Origin of the sequence: Streptomyces sp. NPDC002133, assembly GCF_040296405.1 — a bacterium.
Lineage (GTDB): Bacteria > Actinomycetota > Actinomycetes > Streptomycetales > Streptomycetaceae > Streptomyces.
Map to the genome: position 1 here is coordinate 1 of NZ_JBEOXF010000005.1, position 19,526 is coordinate 19,526.

The following is a 19,526-nucleotide window of genomic DNA, read 5'->3' on the forward strand; positions in this document are numbered from 1 at the left end:
CCTTCGGTGTTTCCAACCTTACCAGATTCATTTTCCGTTCCGTTCCCGGTTCGGATTCTGTTTCCAGTGGCCGTTGGAGGGCCTTTTGCCTTTCGGCGTGTTCACTACGTTAGCCGATTTCCCTGGCGACTCATAATCGAGCCGATCGAGTTGAATTTCGGCATGCCGAAATCCCACCCGGTTTGGGTTCGTCGTAGTAGTGGATGGCCGCTTCGGGGGCTGTTGAACAGCAGTCCCTGTTCAAGCGGCTCGGGCTACGTTAGGCGTCCCGAAACGCAGAGTCAAGTTGACCTGCGGCGTGGCGAGTGAGGCCGATAGGGGCTCACGGTGGGGTCGTCGCTGATCCAGTAGCGCCAGGGGTGGCCGGCCCCCGCCCCGCCCACTCCCGTGCGCGGGCCGTTACGTACCTGTTCAGAGGCGGCAGGCGTGCCGGTGAGGATACGTAGAGGGGTGTCGGTACCACCGCAGACGTCGGCGCCGTCGAGGGTGCGGTCGATGTCGAGGGCCGTGGCCAGGCGGGCCGGGCCTTTGGCCAGTTCCCTGTCGTTTCTGGCTGAGATTCGACGTTTGCGGGCGAGCTCGGTGCCCACCCGGATCTCGCCGGCGCGGAGCAGGACTCCGCTGGCGCTGCGCTCGGGGCCGCATACGAGATTGAGGCAGTGCCACATGCCGTAGGTGAAGTAGACGTACGCGTGTCCCGGCGGACCGAACATCACTCCGTTGCGGGCGGTGCGGCCGCGGTAGGCGTGGGAGCCCGGGTCGGCCTCGCCCGCGTAGGCCTCCACCTCGGTGAGGCGGAGTTCGATGGGGCCGTCTTCGCTGTTGCGTACCAGAACGCGGCCGAGGAGATCGGGGGCGACCACGAGGACCGGGCGGTCGAAGAAGTCCCGGGACAGCGGCGTTCGGTCGGGGCTCTCGATCATGGCCTAGGAGGGTACTCGTCCCTGCCGGGGAACCGGCTACGGTCTTGGCGCGTATGTAGGGGTCAGAACCTAGGAGGAATGAACATGGGCTTCAAGAGGCTGCTCGCGAGCTTGGGTGCCGGCGGTGCGTCGGTCGAGACGGAGCTGACCGAGGCGAACGTCGTTCCGGGCGGCGTCGTCCAGGGCGAGGTGCGGATCCAGGGCGGGTCGGTCGATCAGCAGATCGAGGGACTGTCGGTCGGTCTCCAGGCCCGGGTCGAGGTCGAGGGTGGTGACCAGGAGGTCAAGCAGGACATCGAGTTCACCAAGCAGCGCCTCGGCGGTGCCTTCGAGGTGAAGGCCGGTGCCCTGCACGTGGTGCCGTTCGGTCTGGAGATCCCCTGGGAGACTCCGATCACGAGCATCGCCGGGCAGCAGCTGCACGGGATGAACATCGGTGTGACGACCGAGCTGGAGATCGCCCGTGCCCTGGACTCGGGTGATCTGGACCCGATCAATGTGCACCCGCTGCCGGCTCAGCAGGCGGTTCTCGACGCCTTCATCCAGCTGGGCTTCCGCTTCAAGAGCGCGGACATGGAGCGCGGCCACATTCGCGGAACGCGGCAGCGGCTGCCGTTCTACCAGGAGATCGAGTTCCTGCCGCCGCAGCAGTACCGGGGGCTGAACCAGGTCGAGCTGACGTTCGTCGCCGACAACCGGGAGATGGACGTCGTCCTGGAGATGGACAAGAAGCCGGGGCTCTTCAGCCAGGGCAGCGACTCCTACCGCGCGTTCCAGGTGGATCTGCACAACTTCCAGGCGACCGATTACGCCGCTTACCTCAACCAGTGGCTCGCCGATGTCGGCGGCCGTCGCAACTGGCTCTAGGCTCGGTGCCGCAAGCGCGTATGCGCAGGAACGCCGATTCGGAGGTTCAGACGTGACCGAGGCGAAGAGGGCTCCGCTGCCTCATGACTTCCATCCGCCGGTGCCGTCGTTCACGGTGACGAGCGCCGACATCGAGCCGGGTGGTGTCCTGAAGGACGCCCAGGTCCACTCGTCCGGCAACACGTCGCCGCAGCTGCGCTGGGAGGGCTTCCCCGCGGAGACCAGGAGCTTCGCGGTGACGTGCTTCGACCCGGACGCACCGACGGGAAGCGGTTTCTGGCACTGGGTGCTTTTCGACGTCCCGGCCTCGGTGACGGAGCTGCCGGCGGGCGCCGGCAGCGGTTCGTTCGAGGGCCTGCCCAAGGGCGCCGTGCACGTCCGTAACGACTACGGGTCGAAGGACTTCGGCGGGGCGGCGCCGCCGAAGGGCGACGGACCGCACCGCTACGTGTTCACCGTGTACGCGGTGGACCAGGAGAAGCTCGGGCCCCGTGACGATGTGTCGCCCGCGGTCGTGGGCTTCAACCTGCGGTTCCATGCGCTCGCGCGGGCCCAGCTCATCGGCGAGTACGAGAACCGGGGCTAGCCTTCCGAGGGTTCGCTTGTTGTTTGCCCGCTCCTGGTCTTGGAGAGATCAGGAGCGGGCATCTTTCGTTGTGCGCGGATATTGCGTTGTCCATCGCGGCGTGCCCGGCCAGAGTTGATCCAAGCCCAGAGCCCGCCACAAGGGCCGGGCCGGCACACGGGAGGTGGGGCACAATGCGGGACACGCTGGTACTGAACGCGAGCTTCGAGCCGCTTTCGACGGTGACGCTCAACCGTGCGGTGGTGCTCGTGCTGCAGGACAAGGCCGTTGTCGAGCAGGCCCACCCCGAGCTGCGTGTGCGTGGTGCCGAGGTGGATCTTCCGGTGCCCCGGGTGATCAGGCTCTGCAGATACGTACGGGTGCCGTTCCGAAGACAGGCCCCGTGGTCGAGGCGGGGTGTGCTGGTACGGGACCAGAACCGGTGCGCATACTGCGGGCGGCGGGCGACGACCGTGGACCACGTGGTGCCGCGAGCGCAGGGTGGTGCGGACAGCTGGCTGAACACCGTCGCGTCGTGCGCCGAGGACAACCACCGCAAGGCGGACCGTACGCCGGAGCAGGCGGGTATGCCGCTGCTGCACGAGCCGTTCGTGCCGACTCCGGCGGACGCGATGCTGCTGGCGCTGCGGGCGGGTGAGCGGTCGGCGCTTCCGGAGTGGCTGGCGCAGCACAGCTCACAGCCCGTCGTTCAGTCGGCGGCGTAACCGCGCAGTCGTACGGGCGGCAGCCGTCGGGCGACGGAAGCAGGGATGACAGAGGCCCGCCTTCTTCGGGAGGCGGGCTTCCGCGTGCGGGTGGCGCCGACGGTGTCAGCGCAGCACCAGCTGGACGATGGCGGCCGTACCCACGATGACGATCACGGTCCGCAGCACCGTGGGCGAGAGCTTGCGGCCGATCCTGGCGCCGATCTGGCCGCCGATGGCGGAGCCGACCGCGATCAGCAGGACCGCGGTCCAGTCGAAGTCGGCGGCGAAGAGGAAGAAGAGCGCGGCCACGCCGTTGACGATCGCGGCGAGGACGTTCTTCGTCGCGTTGAGGCGCTGCATGCTGTCGTGGAGCAGCATGCCCATGAGCGAGAGGTAGATGATCCCCTGGGCGGCGGTGAAGTATCCGCCGTAGACGCTGGCGAGCATGATGGCGGTGAAGAGGAGCGGTCCGCCGTCGGGGTGGGGGGCTCCGGACCCGTTGCGCTCGCGCCGGCGCTGGACGGCCCCGGTGATCCGCGGCTGCAGGATCACGAGCACGAGGGCCAGCGCGACCAGGACGGGGACGACGGTCTCGAAGGCCGTCGAGGGCAGCAGGAGCAGCAGCATCGCTCCGCCGAGGCCTCCGATGAGGGCGGCGGAGCCGAGACGGAGGATGCGGCGGCGCTGGCCGGTGAGCTCCTCGCGGTAGCCGATGGCTCCGCTGACCGATCCCGGTATCAGGCCGAGGGCGTTCGAGACGGTCGCGGTGACCGGGGGCAGTCCGGTGGCGAGCAGAACGGGGAAGGTGATGAGCGTCCCCGAGCCGACGATGGTGTTGATCGTGCCGGCTGCCGTACCGGCGGCGAACACCGCGAGCGCTTCCCAGACGGACAACGCCATCTCCTTACATGATCAGAGTGCTGCCTCCCCGCCTTGAAGGTCGAGGGGCCGCATCGATCATGCACGACTGCACGTCTCTGCCGGTTGAGGGGGGCCGGGTCAGTCGATGGGGGGCTGCTCACGGCGTTCGGTGCCGCCGCCCTGCTTCGGGATGGTGTTGCCGCCGTTCCCGTTGCCGCCGTTGTCGCTCCTGTTGCCGCCGAGCGGGCTGCCGCCGAAGTTGCCGAGGGCGCCGGAGAGGCCCTTGAGCGCGTCGCCGATCTCGCTGGGCACGATCCAGAGCTTGTTGGCGTCGCCCTCGGCGATCTTCGGGAGCATCTGGAGATACTGGTACGAGAGCAGCTTCTGGTCGGGGTCACCGGCGTGGATGGACTCGAAGACCGTACGGATCGCCTGGGCCTCGCCCTCGGCGCGCAGGGCGGCGGCCTTGGCCTCACCTTCGGCGCGCAGGATCGCGGACTGCTTCTCACCCTCGGCGGTGAGGATCTGCGACTGACGGATGCCTTCGGCGGTGAGGATCGCGGCGCGCTTGTCGCGGTCGGCGCGCATCTGCTTCTCCATCGAGTCCTGGATGGAGGTCGGGGGCTCGATGGCCTTGAGCTCGACGCGGTTGACGCGGATGCCCCATTTGCCGGTGGCCTCGTCGAGGACGCCGCGCAGGGCCGCGTTGATCTCCTCGCGGGAGGTGAGCGTGCGTTCGAGGTCCATGCCACCGATGATGTTGCGCAGGGTGGTGACGGTGAGCTGCTCGATCGCCTGGATGTAGCTGGCGACTTCGTACGTCGCGGCCCTGGCGTCGGTCACCTGGTAGTAGATGACGGTGTCGATGTTGACGACGAGGTTGTCCTGGGTGATCACCGGCTGGGGCGGGAAGGGGACGACCTGCTCCCGGAGGTCGATCCGGTTGCGGATCGAGTCGATGAACGGGACCACGATGTTCAGGCCCGCGTTGAGGGTGCGGGTGTAGCGGCCGAACCGTTCGACGATGGCGGCGCTGGCCTGTGGGATGACCTGGATCGTCTTGATCAGGGCGATGAACACCAGGATCACCAGAATGACCAGGACGATGATGATCGATGGCATCGTGCTCCCCGTGCCCTTCGCTGCCGGATGGATCTGATGATCGAGTTTCCCAGACCGCGGACGGTCGTGGGGGCGGTTCGGTCACATGATCATGACGAGTGGCCATCGGTGTCGTGACGGGTGGTCACCTGGCGGGCGGTCACATGACCACGGCGGTCGCTCCGTCGATCTCCACGACGTCGACCTGCTCACCGGGTTCGAAGGCCCGTTCCGTGTCGAGCGAACGCGCCGACCAGACCTCTCCCGCGAGTTTGATGCGGCCACCGGTGCCGTCGACCCGTTCCAGGACGACGGCTTGACGCCCCTTCAGGGCGTCGATGCCCGTGGCCAGTTGGGGGCGTTGGGAGCTGTGGCGGGCCGCGATGGGCCGTACGACCGCGATGAGCGCGACCGACACCGCGGCGAACACCAGCACTTGCGCCACCACGCCGAACCCGAGGGCCGCGGTGCCGGCTCCGGCGACCGCTCCTGCGGAGAGCATGCCGAATTCGGGCATGGCGGTGAGCACGAGCGGGATGCCGAGTCCCACCGCTGCGATGAGCCACCACACCCATGCGTCGATGTCCACAGGGGCATGGTAGGACCGCGGACGCCGCCCCGACAGGGCGCGATCAGGCGAGCGGCAGGCCGTGGGCCGTCCAGCGTTCGCCGTTGCTCTCGACGACGAGCGGCAGGCCGAAGCAGAGGGACAGGTTCCGGGAGGTCAGCTCGGTCTCCATGGGCCCGGCGGCGAGCACCTTGCCCTGGCGGACCATGAGGACGTGGGTGAAGCCGGGTGCGATCTCCTCGACATGGTGGGTGACCATGATCATGGAGGGTGCGTAGGGGTCGCGGGCGAGCCGGCCGAGGCGGCGCACCAGGTCCTCGCGGCCGCCGAGGTCGAGCCCGGCGGCGGGCTCGTCCAGGAGAAGCAGCTCGGGGTCGGTCATCAGCGCGCGGGCGATGAGGGTGCGCTTGCGCTCGCCCTCGGAGAGCGTGCCGAACTTGCGGTCCAGGTAGTCGGACATGCCGAGCCGGTCGAGGAAGGCGCGGGCGCGCTCCTCGTCGACGGCGTCGTAGTCCTCGTGCCAGGTGGCGGTCATGCCGTAGGCGGCGGTGAGGACGGTCTGCAGGACCGTCTGGCGCTTGGGCAGCTTCTCCGCCATGGCGATGCCGGCGATGCCGATGCGGGGGCGGAGCTCGAAGACGTCCACCTTGCCGAGCCGGTCGCCGAGGACCGTCGCCGTGCCGGTGGTGGGGAAGAGATAGCTGGAGGCGATGTTGAGCAGGGTGGTCTTGCCGGCGCCGTTGGGGCCGAGGATCACCCAGCGCTCGCCCTCTTTGACCGACCAGGAGACGTCGTCCACCAGAGCGCGTCCGTCGCGGACCACGGATACGTCCACCAGCTCCAGTACATCGCTCATGAGCGCGTTGTCTCCCCATGCAATCGTCGAGAGGTCTCGAGAAGTCCCGGGAGTCCGGTCCGCCTGTGGGCGTGACTCCCAGGGAAAACCTACGCCACCTGCCGGGTGGGTCGACGGCCCGGTCCGGTACCTAGGCTGGGTCCATGCTCTCGGAACCACGCTCAGGACGGCTGGCCGCATGGGGAAATGCCCTGTTGGCCGGATATGTATCACCGGATGACGCGGTGCTTGCGATTGTCGGGGACGACGCGGTGCACCGTGTGGAGGGGCTGCCGGGCGAGGCGGGCCCGGTCGGGCTCACGCTGGCGCTCGGACGGCTGCGCGGGTTCGGTGTGAGCGGCTTCCGCGTCGCGCTGCCCGCGCCGGGGCATCCGCTGGGGCTCAGCGGGCCGCCTGCGTTCAATGCGCGGGCGCTGGAGGCCGAGGAGGCGGTCGTCGGCCACGGGGCGGCGTACGGGCTGGTGCCGGAGGTGTACGAGGCCGGGCCGGCCGGTGATGTGCACGTGGAGGTCGTCTGGCACTGCCTGCCCGTGCGGGAGGCTCCGCCGGCCGACGTGCCCTCGCTCGGCGAGGCGGAGCGCGAGCTCGCGGAGGCGCTGCGGGAGGCGACGGCGGTGCTGTCGCGGCTCGATGTGGCGGCGTCGGGCCCGGTCGCGGAGGCGGCGGTGGACGCGTACCGTGCTCGGGCTCACGCGGGCCGCGAGGTGCTGGCGCCCGGGTATCCGCCTCGTGCGGTGCGGGTGCTGGAGCTGGCGCAGCGGATCGGGCTGCTGATCTCGCTGGCGTACGACCACGGGCACGGCGGTGCGGTGAGCGCGTCGGAAATGGCGGCGCGGGGTGCGGCGCTGCGGCCCGTGGAGCGGGTGGCCCGGCGCGCCCAGGTGGCGGCGTACAACGCGTACGTCGAGGAGCTGGAGCGGCAGAGGGACCACTAGCGGGGCCTCGAACCCTGCGCCGCCGGACGCCGCGTCGCGGTGGCGGGCGGGGCCCCGCGGTGCGAGGGGCGCGTGAGGCGACCGGACCCCGGGCGATGCCCGGGGTCCGGTGGTCACGGCGACGCGGCGGGGACCGCCGGCGGCTGCGTCGGAACTCAGAAGTTGACGCCCTCGTTGCCGAACGCCGGGTTGAGCGCGCCGATGACGTTCACCGTGTTGCCCACGGCGTTGACCGGGACGTGGACCGGGACCTGGACCAGGTTGCCGGAGCCGACGCCCGGCGAGTGGCTGGTCTGGCCGCCGGCGTGCGCGGAGGTGGCGGACGCAACACCGGCACCGGCGGCGATGAGGCCACCGGCGGCCATGGTGACGGCTACGGCCTTCTTCAGGTTCTTCACTTCAGGACCCTCCTGGTCATCGCTGCGGCGGGTTCGCGGCAGCACGCCATGGAGAACGCCGGAACATCGCCCGGGATACGCCATGTGGGCGACATACACCCGACGGTATGAATCTCACACCGGAAGGCGACGGTCCGGATGGCTGTCGGCCTGACCTGCCGAAACGATCCGATCAGCCCGTGAGCCCGTGGCGCACGGCCCAGAGCGCGGCCTGGGTGCGGTCCGCAAGATCGAGCTTCATCAGAATGTTCGACACGTGCGTCTTCACCGTCTTCTCGGAGAGGACCAGGGCCCGCGCGATCTCCCGGTTGGAGCGGCCGTCGGCGATCAGGCCGAGCACCTCGCGCTCCCGCTCGGTGAGCGACGTGCCCCGCCCCTGCCCGGTGGAGGGGTCGTCCTGGGCGAGCAGCGCACCCGCGACCTCGGGCTGGAGCAGGACATGGCCCGCATGCACGGACCGGATCGCGCCGGCCAGCGCCTCCGGGTCCACGTCCTTGTACACATAACCGGACGCGCCGGCCCGCAGGGCGGGGACCACCGTCCGCTGCTCCGTGAAGCTCGTGACCACCAGCACCTTCGCCGGGTTGGCGAGCGCGCGGAGTTTGCGCAGGGCCTCGATGCCGTCGGTGCCGGGCATCTTCACGTCCATCAGGACGACGTCGGGCTTCAGCTCCTCGGCACGCGCGACGCCCTCGTCGCCGTCCCCCGCCTCCCCCACGACCTCGATGTCGTCCTGGACCTCGAGAAACGTACGCAGGCCGCGGCGGACGACCTGATGATCGTCCACCAGCAGCACCCGGATCGCCTTGTCACCCACCGGGCACCTCCATCTCGATCGTGGTGCCCTTGCCGGGCGCCGATTCCACCGTGAGTGTGCCGCCGACACCGCCCGCCCGGTCGCGCATGGAGACGAGACCGAGGTGGCGGCCCGCCCTGCGGACCGAGCGGGGCTCGAAACCCCTGCCGTCGTCCGTGACGCTGAGGACCGCGCCCTGGCCCCTGCGGGCCAGGCTGACCGCGACGAGCTCCGCGCCCGAGTGACGCAGGGCGTTGTGCAGGGCCTCCTGCGCGACCCGCAGGAGTGCCTCCTCCTGGGCGGCGGGCAGTGCCCGGACCCCGCAGCTGTCGAAAGTGACGTGGGCGGTGTGGGCGCGGTCGAGAACCTGTATCTGCGTACGCAGCGTGTTGACCAGGCCGTCCTCGTCGAGGGCGGCGGGGCGCAGCTCCACCACGGCCGCCCGCAGCTCGTCGGCGGCCTCGGCGGCGAGGACGGCGACCTGCTGCAGCTCCCCCTTGGCGCGGACGGGGTCGCGGTCCACGAGCGTGGCGGCGGCCTGGGCGGTCAGCCGCAGCGAGAAGAGCTTCTGGCTGACGGCGTCGTGCAGCTCATGGGCGAGGCGCGAGCGCTCCTCGGCGATGGTGAGCTCGCGGCTGCGCTCGTACAGCCGGGCGTTGGTGAGGGCGATCGCGGCGTGCTGGGCGAGGATCGAGAGAAGCTCCTCGTCGTCCCCGGTGAAGCCGCAACCGCTGCCTGCCGGTCTGGGGCACCTCTTGTTGGCGAGGAACAGCGCACCGATCGTCTCGTCGCCGTCCTTGATGGGCAGGCCCAGGAAGTCGGACATGTCGGGGTGGGCGGACGGCCAGCCCTCGAAGCGCGGGTCCTTGCGCACATCGGCGAGCCGCTCGGGCTTCGCGTCCCTGAGCATCGCGGCGAGGATGCCGTGCTGGCGCGGGAGCGGTCCGATCGCCCGCCACTGCTCGTCGCTGACGCCGTCGACGACGAACTGGGCGAAGCCTCCGTGGTCGTCGGGCACGCCCAGCGCCGCGTACTCGGCGTCGAGCAGCTCGCGGGCCGAGGCGACGATCGTCTTGAGGACGTCGCGCACCTCGAGATGCCTGCTCATCGCGAGGAGAGCGGTGCTCACCGCGGCGAGGCCGGAGCTCGGTCGATGGCTCATGAGATCACCGTACCGGCGGGGCGTGACCGTGCGTATCGGCCTGTGGACGGCGTCCCACTGGGGCCGAGGGCCTAGGTCGAAGTGCCCTGCACGGTACGGGCCCCGGGACGAGGTGGCCGGCCCGGGCCCCGATCCACGCTGGTGGCACCGACACAGAGGGGATGGATGTCATGCCTGTCGCGATCATCACGGGGGCGTCGAAGGGGCTCGGGCGTGCGCTGGGTGCGGCGCTCGCGCAGCGTGGCTGGGATCTGGTGCTGGACGCGCGGACGCCGGACGTACTGGAGGGCACCGCCGGCGAACTGGAGCGGTACGGGACTCGCGTCGTGGCGCTGCCCGGGGACGTCACGGACGCCGGTCACCGCCAGGACCTGGTGTCCGCGGCCAAGGACCTCGGCTCGCTCGAGCTGCTGGTGAGCAACGCCAGCGCGCTGGGCGCCGAGCCGCTGGTGCGGCTCGAGGAGCTCCCGCTCGAAGGGCTGCGGGTGGCGCTGGAGACCAATGCGGTGGCCGCGCTCGGGCTCGTGCAGGAGGCGCTGCCGCTGCTGCGGGAGAGCGGTGCGGGGGCGGTGATCGCGGTCTCGTCGGACGCGGCGGCGGAGGCGTACGAGACGTGGGGCGGTTACGGGGCTTCAAAGGCGGCGCTGGACCACCTCGCGGCGGTCCTGGCGGTGGAGGAGCCGGACCTGCGGGTGTGGACGGTCGACCCGGGCGACATGCAGACGGATCTGTACGCGGCGGCCGTGCCGGACGACGACGAGCCGAGGCCCTCGGCGGAGTCCGTGGTGCCGGGCTTCCTGCGGCTGCTGGACGAGCGGCCGGTGAGCGGACGGTATGCGGCGCCTTCGCTGCTGGGGGCGCGGTGAAGGGGCTGGAGACGCTGCGGGTGCCGACGGAGTTGTCGGCACGGGTGCCGGCGGAGCAGCGCGGGCGCGGGCGGGACGACGTACGGCTGATGGTGTCGCGGGGGACGGAGGTGTCGCATCACGCGTTCCGGGAGCTGCCGGGACTGCTGCGCGCCGGTGACGTGCTGGTGGTGAACACGTCGGCGACGCTGCCCGCCGCGGTGGACGGCCGGCTGGGCGCGGAGCGGCTGGTCGTCCACTTCTCCACGCGCGGGGACGAGGGCCTGTGGGCGGTGGAGCTGCGTTCGCCGGACGGGACGGGGAGCACGCTGCCGAGGGCGGGCGGACCGGCGGGGGCACAGATCCGGCTGCCCGGCGGCGGGCTGCTCGTACCGGAGGAACCGCTGGTGCGGGGCGCGGACCGGCTGTGGTGGGCCCGGGCGTCGGTCGACGTGCCGACACTGATGAAGAGGTACGGCAGGCCCATCCGCTACCGCTACACGGAACGCGACCAGCCGCTGGCCGCATATCAGACGGTGTTCGCGCTGCCCGTGCCCGACGGGGCCGGCTCGGCCGAGATGCCCAGTGCGGCCCGCCCCTTCACCGAGGCCCTGGTGGCGGGGCTGGTGTGCCGGGGGGTGCAGTTCGCTCCGATCACGCTGCACACGGGTGTGGCGTCGGCTGAGGCGCACGAACCGCCGTACCCGGAGCGCTTCGCTGTGCCCGCGACCACGGCGTGGCTGGTGAACGCGGCCCGTGCGCATCGTCTCGCGGCGCGAAGCGTCTCGTTCAGGGGTGGTGGCCGGGCGACGGGCGGGAGGATCGTCGCGGTCGGGACGACGGCGGTACGGGCCCTGGAGTCGGCCGCGGGCCCCGACGGGGTCGTGCGCGCGGCCTCCGGCTGGACCGACCTCGTCGTCACCCCCGGACGCGGGGTACGGGCCGTGGACGGCCTGCTGACCGGGCTGCACGAGCCGGAGGCCTCGCATCTGCTGATGCTGGAGGCGATCGCCGGCCGCGAGGCCCTGGCGAGCGGTTATGCCGAGGCACTACGCCGTCTCTACCTCTGGCACGAGTTCGGCGACACCCACCTCATTCCCGAATGACAACCTTCACGCTTTGCAATGAGGAATCAACAGGTGGTGAGGTTGCGGCGTGCCCGATGTGAGCCCGCGCATAGGACCCACATCACTTACGAAGCGAACTAGTGGAACCAAAAGGGACGAATAATCGCCACGTGAACGGGTAGCAGGGCCACTTTTCGGGCGTCCGCACCTGACCCTGATCCACTATGCGGGGTAGTACGTCACACCTTTGCCACAGGATTTTGCTGCCGCTAAGAATTGCGTTCCGTCGCCGCCGAGAAGGCGCTGAGCCACCCGGCTGTAGCGACGACCCGCTATTCGAAGAGGTACGTCTCGCATGTTCGCGTCCCGCACCCACGGTTCCGCTCGTCTGTCCAAGACCCACAAGTTCACGATTGCCGGTGTGGCCGCCGTTGGCGCCTCCGCCCTCGCGTTCTCCCTCGTCCCGGGCAACGCCGTCGCCGAGACCGAGACGCAGGCCGTGTCCTCCGCGAATGTCGCCTGGTCCTCCAGCGTCGACACGGCGAAGGTCGCCGCCCTTCAGGCGAGCATCGCCAACCAGTCCGCCTTCCTCGACGCCAAGGCCCAGCAGGAGGCGAAGGTCAAGGCCGACGCCGCCGCCGCGATCAAGGCCAAGGCGGAGGCCCAGGCCGCCGCTGCCGCCAAGGCGAAGGCCGAGGCCGCCGCCAAGGCCAAGGCCGAGGCGCGCGCCGCGAAGCAGGCCGCCGCCAGCCGCGCCGCCGCCCGCAAGCCGGTCTACGCCAACAACCTGGACGGCTGGATCCGCGAGGCCCTGGACATCATGAAGAAGCACGACATCCCGGGCAGCTACCACGGCATCCACAAGAACGTCATGCGCGAGTCGAGCGGTAACCCGCGCGCGATCAACAACTGGGACATCAACGCCATCAACGGTGTTCCGTCCAAGGGCCTGCTGCAGGTCATCAAGCCCACCTTCGACGCGTACCACATCCCCGGCACCGCCTGGGACCAGTACGACCCGGTCGCCAACATCGTCGCCGCCTGCAACTACGCGGCCGACCGCTACGGCTCGATCGACAACGTCAACAGCGCCTACTGACGGACGCTGTGAAGGCGGTACGGCTGTACCGCTGCCGGACACACACGCCGAAGGGCGGCACCCCGTGCGGGGTGCCGCCCTTCGGCGTCGTACGACCGCGGGTGCGGACGACCGCGGGTGCGGACGACCGCGTCGCGCGTGCTGCGCGGTTACTTGCGCATGACCTCGGGCTCGTGACGGCGCAGGAAACGTGCCACGAAGAAACCGCACACCGCGCCGAGCGCCAGCAGGGCGGCCATGTCCAGGCCCCAGGCCCCGACCTCGTGGTCCCAGAGCGGGTCCGTGTTGGAAGGGTCGTCCTGGTTCGGGCTGATCTTGTTGAAGTCCAGCGTGGCGCCTGCGGCGGCGACCGCCCAGCGGGACGGCATGAGGTACGAGAACTCGTTCACGCCGACGGTGCCGTTCAGAATGAACAGACAGCCGGTGAAGACGACCTGGACGATGGCGAACATCACCAGCAGCGGCATGGTCTTCTCGGCGGTCTTCACGAGTGCCGAGATGATCAGGCCGAACATCATCGAGGTGAATCCGAGCGCCATGATCGGAAGCGAGAGCTCCAGGAGCGTGGCGCTGCCGAGGACGAGGCCCTCCTCGGGGATCTCACGGCTGGAGAAGCCGATGACACCCACCAGCGCACCCTGGAACACCGTGATCATGCCGAGGACGATCACCTTGGACATCAGGTACGCGGAGCGGGACAGGCCCGTCGCGCGCTCGCGCTCGTAGATCACCCGTTCCTTGATCAGCTCACGGACGGAGTTGGCGGCGCCGGCGAAGCACGCGCCGACCGCGAGGATCAGCAGCACGGTCGTGGCCGTGCCGTTGGGGATGATCCTGCCGCTCTGCGGGTTCGCCCCGTTGGGGAGCAGGCCCTTGTCCGGATCGATGAGCAGGCTCACCGCGCCGAGCACGGCCGGCAGGATCACCATCAGTGCGAGGAAGCCCCGGTCGGATGCGATCACCGAGACATAGCGCCGGACCAGCGTGCCGAGCTGGGAGAACCAGCCCTGTGGCTTGGGCGGCCTGATCGCCTGCGGCGGCGGCATGTGCACCGACTGCGGGGCGACGGCGTCGATGTCCGCGGCGTACATCTGGTAGTGCTGCGAGCCCTTCCAACGGCCCGCCCAGTCGTAGTCGCGGTAGTTCTCGAAGGCGGAGAAGACATCGGCCCAGGTGTCGTAGCCGAAGAAGTTCAGCGCCTCCTCCGGCGGGCCGAAGTAGGCCACCGAACCGCCGGGCGCCATTACGAGCAGCTTGTCGCACAGCGCGAGCTCCGCCACGGAGTGCGTGACGACGAGGACGGTGCGGCCGTCGTCGGCGAGACCGCGGAGCAGCTGCATGACGTCGCGGTCCATGCCCGGGTCGAGGCCGGAGGTCGGCTCGTCCAGGAAGATCAGGGAGGGCTTGGTCAGCAGCTCCAGGGCGACGGAGACACGCTTGCGCTGACCGCCGGAGAGGGAGGTGACCTTCTTGTCCTTGTGGATGTCCAGCTTGAGCTCGCGCAGCACCTCGTCGATGCGGGCCTCGCGCTCCTGGGCAGTGGTGTCGGCGGGGAAGCGCAGCTTGGCGGCGTACTTGAGCGCCTTCTTGACCGTCAGCTCCTTGTGCAGGATGTCGTCCTGCGGAACCAGACCGATGCGCTGGCGCAGCTCGGCGAACTGCTTGTACAGGTTCCGGTTGTCGTAGAGGACATCGCCCTGGTTGGCCGGACGGTAGCCCGTGAGCGCCTTCAGCAGGGTCGACTTGCCGGAGCCGGACGGGCCGATGACCGCGACGAGCGACTTCTCCGGGACGCCGAAGGAGACGTCCTTCAGGATCTGCTTGCCGCCGTCGACCGTCACCGTGAGATGGCGGGCGGAGAAGGAGACCTCGCCGGTGTCGACGAACTCCTCGAGCTGTCCGCCGACGATACGGAAGGTCGAGTGGCCGACGCCGACGATGTCGTTGGGGCCGAGGAGCGCCGTGCCGCCCTTGGCGATCGGCTGGCCGTTGACGTACGTGCCGTTGTGGGAACCGAGGTCGCGGATCTCGAAACGGCCGTCGGGCGTGGCGTGGAACTCGGCGTGGTGGCGGGAGACCTGCAGGTCGGAGACCACGAGCTCGTTGTCGAGCGCACGGCCGATGCGCATGACGCGGCCGAGCGAGAACTGGTGGAAGGTGGTCGGGCTGCGGTCGCCGTACACCGGCGGCGCGCCCGCGGCAGCGCCTTGGCCCGGGGAGTGCTGCCCCGGGGAGTGCTGGTGCGGGATCTGCGCGGCCGGGGCCTGCTGCTGCCACTGCTGCTGCGGGACCTGGGCCTGCGCCTGGCCCGGCCCCTGGCCCTGCTGCTGCCACTGCTGCGGCTGCTGGGCCTGCGCGCCCGCCGCGCCCTGCGCCTGCTGCGGGGCGGGCTTCTGGGCGCTGTACGCGTCGGCGGCGGCACCGGACAGACTGAGCCGCGGGCCGTCGGTGGCGTTGCCGAGGTGCACGGCGGAGCCGGGGCCGATCTCCATCTGGTGGATCCGCTGACCCTGCACATAGGTGCCGTTGGTGCTGCCGTGGTCCTCGATGACCCAACTCCGGCCGCCCCAGCTGATGGTGGCGTGCCGCCAGGAGACCCTGGCGTCCTCGATCACCAGGTCCCCCTGAGGATCGCGTCCCAGGGTGTACGACCTGGACGGATCGAGGGTCCAGGTCCTTCCGTTCAATTCCAGTACGAGTTCAGGCACTCCATGCCCCACTAGTTGTCCCCCGAGTTACCCCCGTCGCAGGGAGTCTAGGGATGGTGAACATCGTGAGGAACTATTTCAGGCCCGGTCCCGTAACCGAAAGTCGGCCCTCCTCAAGACGGTGTCCAGGCGCGGACGGGCGCGCCGTTGACGGCGGAGAAACGTGCCCGGAGAGTGGTAAGCGCCCATGAGTGCGCACGGATCCGGCACGAGGGGGACAAGTCCGTACGGATCGGGGGGTCCTGATGGCGGCGAGCGACGGCAGGGGCCCGGAACGTGCGGTGCCATGGGGTGATGTGGTGCTCGCCTCGATCGCCGCGGTGAGCTGGGCGATGGCCGGGATGGCCGGCACGGCGGCGCTCGGACTGCATCTGCTGGGCGCCGATGCGAGCGGCTCACTGGGACCGATGACCGCGGCGGTGACCGTGCTCGCGGTCGGGGGATCCATCACGCCATCGGGCGATGTGTCCTTGTTCGGCCTGGAGGGAGCAGAGGCGTCGACGGCCTTCGACTTCACGCCCCTCGGCGTTGCCCTGGTCGGGGCACTGCTGCTGTCCCATTTCTTCCTGAGGTCGCTGCGCGCGGCGGGCGCGTGGGTGTCGGGTACGGAACTGGCCGCGCGGGCCGGGGTGTTGGTGGCGCTCTTCCTCGGGGTCGTCGGCGGGCTGGCCTGGGCGGGGCATGACGTCATCACGCTCGACGGCGGTGCAGTGCGGCTGGACGAACTGCCGGACGGCGACGGGGGCGGGGACGCAGACACGGACGGCGGGTTCGAGATCCCGGGACTCGGTGACGTCGGGGGCATCGGCGACATCGGCGACATCGGGGGGCTGTTGCCCGACCGGCTCGGGGATCTGGTGGACGCGCAAGCGTCGGTCGGATTCAGCGTCGACACCGCCGACTCGCTGGCGGGCGCGCTGTTCTGGGTGCTCGGAGTGCTGCTCGTCGCGCTGCTCGCCTCGCGCCGGACGCCGCTGCCGCCCGGTTGGGAGGCGGTGCACCGGTCGGTGCGGCCGGCGGTCTCGGCCCTGGTGACCGTGCTGCTGGTCGCCGTGACGGCGGGAATCGCCGCGGCGGCGTACGCCGCGATCGGCGACGAGCACCCGGCGAGGATCGGCGGCGCGGCCCTGCTCGGCGCGCCGAACGGCGCGTGGCTCGGTGTGCCCCTCGGGCTCTTCGTGCCGTGGGAGGGGAAGGCGACCGGCGAGCTGGCGAAGGTGCTGCCCGATCCGCTGGACGAGCTGCTGCGGATCTCGGCGGACGAGCCGGTGACGGTGGGGCGGCTGGCCGAGCTCGACGGGCGGGTGTGGCTGCTGGCGGTGGCGTGCGCGTCGATGATGCTGTGCGCCGGCGTGCTGGTGGGGGCGCGGACGCCGCTGCGGAAGGGGGTGGGGGCCGCCGGGTTCGCGGGGCGGTGCGCGTTGGCGCTGGGGGTGGTGACAGCGGTGGCACTGCCGGTGCTGGTGGTGCTGACCGATGTGTCGGCGGACGCGTCGCTCTCGGTGCTGGGGATCGACGCGTTCGGGGCGGGGATCGAGCTGCACGGGCATCCGGGGATGGCGGTGGTACTGGGAGCGGTGTGGGGAGCTGGGGCGGGAGGTGTGGGGGCACTGCTGGCGTACGGGGTCGGGGCGGCGGGGAGGCGGGCGGCGCCGTTCGCCGTGGGCGGGCCGTCGGTGCCCGCTCCGCCCGACGGGCCGTACCGGCCGTCGGTGCCCTACCGCCCGCCGAACCCGGACACGAACCCCTATCTGCGGCTGCCGCCCCTGCCGGGCCCGCAGGACCGGCCGCCGCCGGCAGGTCCGCCCGAAGCGCCGTCGAAGGGGCCGCCCGACGGGCCGCCGCCTCCCGGAGTGCCGCGTACCTGGCGCTGAGGCCGCCGGGTGGCCGTCGGACAGTTGCCGTCGGGTGGGTTTGTGGGCGGTTTGTCATCAGTCGTTCCGCCGTGCGGGCCGGTGGCGCATTCCCCGTGTCCGGTACGCGGGACGGAGCGGCGCGTGGCACCGGGTGCCGGATACGGTGGAGGCACCATGAGCGCACCGCAGTCCCCAGAGACTTCCGACGTCCCCACCCTCCTCGTCAAGATCTTCGGGAAGGACCGTCCCGGGATCACCGCCGGACTCTTCGACACTCTCGCCGCCTACTCCGTCGACGTGGTCGACATCGAGCAGGTCGTCACGCGAGGCCGCATCACCCTGTGCGCGCTCGTCACGGAGCCGTCCGTCGGGGGCGAGGGCGAACTGCGGGCCACCGTGCACAGCTGGGCCGAGTCGCTGAAGCTCCAGGCCGAGATCATCTCGGGCACGGGCGACAACCGGCCGCGTGGCAGTGGCCGTTCCCATGTCACCGTGCTCGGACACCCGCTGACCGCGGAGTCCACCGCGGCCATAGCGGCGCGGATCACCGGGACCGGCGGCAACATCGACCGTATCTTCCGGCTGGCGAAGTACCCCGTGACCGCCGTCGAGTTCGCGGTGTCCGGCTGCGAGACCGAACCGCTGCGCACCGCGCTCGCCACCGAGGCCGCGGAGATCGGGGTGGACGTCGCCGTCGTGTCGACGGGGCTGCACCGCAGGGCACAGCGGCTGGTGGTCATGGACGTGGACTCCACCATGATCCAGGACGAGGTCATCGAGCTGTTCGCGGCGCACGCGGGCTGCGAGAACGAGGTCGCCGAGGTGACCGCAGCGGCGATGCGCGGGGAGCTGGACTTCGAGCAGTCGCTGCACGCGCGCGTGGCGCTGCTGGCGGGCCTCGACGCCTCGGTCGTGGAGAAGGTGCGTGCGGAGGTACGGCTCACGCCCGGCGCCCGCACCCTGATCCGTACGCTGAAGCGGCTCGGCTACCAAGTCGGCGTCGTCTCGGGCGGATTCACGCAGGTCACGGATGACCTCAAGGAGCGTCTCGGCCTGGACTTCGCCTCCGCCAACACGCTGGAGATCGCGGACGGCAAGCTGACGGGCCGGGTCACCGGCGAGATCGTGGACCGGGCGGGCAAGGCGCGGCTGCTGCGGCGGTTCGCCGCGGAGGCGGGGGTGCCGCTGTCCCAGACGGTCGCGATCGGTGACGGCGCCAACGATCTGGACATGCTCAACGCGGCCGGGCTCGGCGTCGCCTTCAACGCCAAGCCGGTGGTGCGGAAGGCCGCCGACACCGCGCTCAACGTGCCGTTCCTCGACGCCGTGCTGTATCTGCTCGGGATCACCCGTGAAGAGGTCGAGGCGGCGGACGTCCACGAAGGCTGAGCACGAGCGGCGGGTCCCCGGGGCGCATGGGCGCCCGGCCGTCCGCGGCGCCAACTCCCGGCCCCGGTAAGCATCCGGCCCCGGTACGCGATCCGCGTACCGGGGCCGTTCGTCTGCCGGTGCGCGGCGGTCAGTCGTGCGGGGCCCAGTAGTCGAGGAGCTTGCCGACGCCGTGCTCGACGGACTTCCAGGAGCCCTCGAAACCGATGACGGCGAACGCCGCGGTCGGGAAGCCGCCCCGGTTCATCCTGGCCAGGGCGTCGCCCTCGGCCTGACCGGCGAGGGAGTCGGCGAGGGCGTGCATGCCGGGGTTGTGGCCGACCAGGAGCAGGTCGGCGACATCGTCGGGCGTCTCGTTGATCAGCGCGAGCAGGTCACCGAGCGAAGCCTCGTACAGCCGCTCCTCGTACACCGTCCGCGGACGGTGCGGCAGCTCATGGACGGCCAGCTTCCATGTCTCGCGCGACCTGACCGCGGTCGAGCAGAGGGCCAGGTCGACGCGGATGCCGGTGTCGGCGAGCTTGCGTCCGGCGACGGCGGCTTCCAGGCGGCCTCGATCGGCGAGCGGCCGCTCATGGTCGGACACCTGGGGCCAGTCGGCCTTCGCGTGGCGGAGTAGGACGATCCTTCGGGCTTCGGGGGATCCGGGGGCTGTTCCCCCGGAAAGCTCAGCGGCGCTCATGGTCCCCAGCTTCGCATGAAATCAGCCATCGGGCGCAGGGTGTTGATGCGCATCCCCGCCAAGGATGACGTCGTGCGTCCGGAGTCGTGTCGGGGTCACGACACCGGCTGGTCAGGAGCCCTCAGGGGCTCCGGGCCGATG

19 protein-coding genes are annotated in these 19,526 nt (G+C 70.4%); 9 read left to right on the forward strand and 10 right to left on the reverse strand.

The features are described from left to right. Positions 1-281: 281 nt before the first annotated feature. Positions 282-923, reverse strand: a complete 642-nt coding sequence (locus tag ABT078_RS08105; protein WP_351225092.1) for a DNA-3-methyladenine glycosylase — start codon at positions 921-923, stop codon at positions 282-284. 84 nt (positions 924-1,007) lie between these two features. Between ABT078_RS08105 and ABT078_RS08110 the strand changes: the two genes are divergently transcribed. The 3 genes from ABT078_RS08110 to ABT078_RS08120 all read left to right on the forward strand — a co-directional run bounded on the left by ABT078_RS08110 (position 1,008) and on the right by ABT078_RS08120 (position 3,080). Further along, positions 1,008-1,790, forward strand: coding sequence for a sporulation protein (locus ABT078_RS08110; protein WP_351225094.1), 783 nt, complete (start codon positions 1,008-1,010; stop codon positions 1,788-1,790). A 52-nt stretch (positions 1,791-1,842) separates the two neighbouring features. Then, positions 1,843-2,376, forward strand: coding sequence for a YbhB/YbcL family Raf kinase inhibitor-like protein (locus ABT078_RS08115; protein ID WP_351225096.1), 534 nt, complete (start codon positions 1,843-1,845; stop codon positions 2,374-2,376). A 173-nt stretch (positions 2,377-2,549) separates the two neighbouring features. Then, on the forward strand, positions 2,550-3,080 hold the full coding sequence (locus tag ABT078_RS08120; protein ID WP_351225098.1) for an HNH endonuclease: 531 nt from the start codon (positions 2,550-2,552) through the stop codon (positions 3,078-3,080). A 105-nt stretch (positions 3,081-3,185) separates the two neighbouring features. On the opposite strand, the gene ABT078_RS08125 is transcribed toward ABT078_RS08120, so the two are convergent. The 4 genes from ABT078_RS08125 to ABT078_RS08140 form a co-directional block, all read right to left on the reverse strand. Beyond that, positions 3,186-3,962, reverse strand: coding sequence for a sulfite exporter TauE/SafE family protein (locus ABT078_RS08125; protein ID WP_351225100.1), 777 nt, complete (start codon positions 3,960-3,962; stop codon positions 3,186-3,188). A 99-nt stretch (positions 3,963-4,061) separates the two neighbouring features. Next, the gene (locus ABT078_RS08130; protein WP_351225102.1) at positions 4,062-5,045 is read right to left on the reverse strand and encodes an SPFH domain-containing protein; all 984 of its coding nucleotides are present in this window, start codon (positions 5,043-5,045) and stop codon (positions 4,062-4,064) included. Between the two features lie 139 nt (positions 5,046-5,184). Beyond that, positions 5,185-5,613, reverse strand: a complete 429-nt coding sequence (locus ABT078_RS08135; RefSeq protein WP_351225104.1) for an NfeD family protein — start codon at positions 5,611-5,613, stop codon at positions 5,185-5,187. A 43-nt stretch (positions 5,614-5,656) separates the two neighbouring features. Continuing rightward, positions 5,657-6,448 carry an ABC transporter ATP-binding protein gene (locus tag ABT078_RS08140; RefSeq protein WP_351225106.1) on the reverse strand — a complete coding sequence of 264 codons (792 nt, stop codon included), beginning with the start codon at positions 6,446-6,448 and terminating at the stop codon, positions 5,657-5,659. Positions 6,449-6,591: 143 nt separating this feature from the next. Between ABT078_RS08140 and ABT078_RS08145 the strand changes: the two genes are divergently transcribed. Next, complete coding sequence (locus ABT078_RS08145; RefSeq protein ID WP_351225108.1) at positions 6,592-7,383, forward strand: Rv1486c family protein; 792 nt, start codon at positions 6,592-6,594, stop codon at positions 7,381-7,383. 155 nt (positions 7,384-7,538) lie between these two features. Here the strand turns inward: ABT078_RS08145 and ABT078_RS08150 are convergent, their stop codons facing one another. The 3 genes from ABT078_RS08150 to ABT078_RS08160 form a co-directional block, all read right to left on the reverse strand. Beyond that, positions 7,539-7,781, reverse strand: a complete 243-nt coding sequence (locus tag ABT078_RS08150) for a chaplin (RefSeq protein ID WP_351225111.1) — start codon at positions 7,779-7,781, stop codon at positions 7,539-7,541. Between the two features lie 172 nt (positions 7,782-7,953). Continuing rightward, on the reverse strand, positions 7,954-8,598 hold the full coding sequence (locus ABT078_RS08155) for a response regulator (RefSeq protein ID WP_351225113.1): 645 nt from the start codon (positions 8,596-8,598) through the stop codon (positions 7,954-7,956). Continuing rightward, positions 8,591-9,739, reverse strand: coding sequence for a GAF domain-containing sensor histidine kinase (locus ABT078_RS08160; RefSeq protein ID WP_351225115.1), 1,149 nt, complete (start codon positions 9,737-9,739; stop codon positions 8,591-8,593). Before ABT078_RS08160 ends, ABT078_RS08155 begins: the two co-directional genes overlap by 8 nt. A 170-nt stretch (positions 9,740-9,909) precedes the next feature. Here ABT078_RS08160 and ABT078_RS08165 point away from each other — a divergent pair, with 170 nt between their 5' ends. The 3 genes from ABT078_RS08165 to ABT078_RS08175 all read left to right on the forward strand — a co-directional run bounded on the left by ABT078_RS08165 (position 9,910) and on the right by ABT078_RS08175 (position 12,750). After that, positions 9,910-10,605 (forward strand): SDR family NAD(P)-dependent oxidoreductase, encoded by a 696-nt coding sequence (locus tag ABT078_RS08165; RefSeq protein WP_351225117.1) that lies wholly within the window; start codon positions 9,910-9,912, stop codon positions 10,603-10,605. Beyond that, a complete protein-coding gene (locus ABT078_RS08170) occupies positions 10,602-11,690 on the forward strand; it encodes an S-adenosylmethionine:tRNA ribosyltransferase-isomerase (RefSeq protein WP_351225119.1) in 1,089 nt (362 codons plus the stop codon). The genes ABT078_RS08165 and ABT078_RS08170 overlap by 4 nt, the downstream gene beginning before the upstream one ends. A 316-nt stretch (positions 11,691-12,006) precedes the next feature. Then, positions 12,007-12,750 carry a transglycosylase SLT domain-containing protein gene (locus ABT078_RS08175; protein WP_351225121.1) on the forward strand — a complete coding sequence of 248 codons (744 nt, stop codon included), beginning with the start codon at positions 12,007-12,009 and terminating at the stop codon, positions 12,748-12,750. Positions 12,751-12,899: 149 nt separating this feature from the next. Here ABT078_RS08175 and ABT078_RS08180 read toward each other — a convergent pair whose 3' ends face one another. Beyond that, positions 12,900-15,458: an ABC transporter ATP-binding protein/permease gene (locus ABT078_RS08180; RefSeq protein ID WP_351225123.1), complete on the reverse strand. Its 2,559-nt coding sequence runs from the start codon at positions 15,456-15,458 to the stop codon at positions 12,900-12,902. Between the two features lie 245 nt (positions 15,459-15,703). Here ABT078_RS08180 and ABT078_RS08185 point away from each other — a divergent pair, with 245 nt between their 5' ends. Both ABT078_RS08185 and serB read left to right on the forward strand, forming a co-directional pair. After that, positions 15,704-17,332, forward strand: a complete 1,629-nt coding sequence (locus ABT078_RS08185; RefSeq protein WP_351225125.1) for a streptophobe family protein — start codon at positions 15,704-15,706, stop codon at positions 17,330-17,332. 156 nt (positions 17,333-17,488) lie between these two features. Next, a complete protein-coding gene (gene serB, locus ABT078_RS08190; RefSeq protein WP_351225127.1) occupies positions 17,489-18,703 on the forward strand; it encodes a phosphoserine phosphatase SerB in 1,215 nt (404 codons plus the stop codon). 130 nt (positions 18,704-18,833) lie between these two features. Here serB and ABT078_RS08195 read toward each other — a convergent pair whose 3' ends face one another. After that, the gene (locus ABT078_RS08195; protein ID WP_351225129.1) at positions 18,834-19,385 is read right to left on the reverse strand and encodes a SixA phosphatase family protein; all 552 of its coding nucleotides are present in this window, start codon (positions 19,383-19,385) and stop codon (positions 18,834-18,836) included. Positions 19,386-19,526: the final 141 nt, after the last annotated feature.

What these genes read in the sequence shown, in the direction of transcription:
- ABT078_RS08105 (WP_351225092.1), bottom strand. Translation starts at nt 923, where the DNA reads ATGATCGAGAGCCCCGACCGAACGCCGCTGTCCCGGGACTTCTTCGAC.
- ABT078_RS08110 (WP_351225094.1), top strand. Translation starts at nt 1,008, where the DNA reads ATGGGCTTCAAGAGGCTGCTCGCGAGCTTGGGTGCCGGCGGTGCGTCG.
- ABT078_RS08120 (WP_351225098.1), top strand. Translation starts at nt 2,550, where the DNA reads ATGCGGGACACGCTGGTACTGAACGCGAGCTTCGAGCCGCTTTCGACG.
- ABT078_RS08125 (WP_351225100.1), bottom strand. Translation starts at nt 3,962, where the DNA reads ATGGCGTTGTCCGTCTGGGAAGCGCTCGCGGTGTTCGCCGCCGGTACG.
- ABT078_RS08130 (WP_351225102.1), bottom strand. Translation starts at nt 5,045, where the DNA reads ATGCCATCGATCATCATCGTCCTGGTCATTCTGGTGATCCTGGTGTTC.
- ABT078_RS08140 (WP_351225106.1), bottom strand. Translation starts at nt 6,448, where the DNA reads ATGAGCGATGTACTGGAGCTGGTGGACGTATCCGTGGTCCGCGACGGA.
- ABT078_RS08145 (WP_351225108.1), top strand. Translation starts at nt 6,592, where the DNA reads ATGCTCTCGGAACCACGCTCAGGACGGCTGGCCGCATGGGGAAATGCC.
- ABT078_RS08160 (WP_351225115.1), bottom strand. Translation starts at nt 9,739, where the DNA reads ATGAGCCATCGACCGAGCTCCGGCCTCGCCGCGGTGAGCACCGCTCTC.
- ABT078_RS08165 (WP_351225117.1), top strand. Translation starts at nt 9,910, where the DNA reads ATGCCTGTCGCGATCATCACGGGGGCGTCGAAGGGGCTCGGGCGTGCG.
- ABT078_RS08175 (WP_351225121.1), top strand. Translation starts at nt 12,007, where the DNA reads ATGTTCGCGTCCCGCACCCACGGTTCCGCTCGTCTGTCCAAGACCCAC.
- ABT078_RS08185 (WP_351225125.1), top strand. Translation starts at nt 15,704, where the DNA reads ATGGCGGCGAGCGACGGCAGGGGCCCGGAACGTGCGGTGCCATGGGGT.
- serB (WP_351225127.1), top strand. Translation starts at nt 17,489, where the DNA reads ATGAGCGCACCGCAGTCCCCAGAGACTTCCGACGTCCCCACCCTCCTC.
- ABT078_RS08195 (WP_351225129.1), bottom strand. Translation starts at nt 19,385, where the DNA reads ATGAGCGCCGCTGAGCTTTCCGGGGGAACAGCCCCCGGATCCCCCGAA.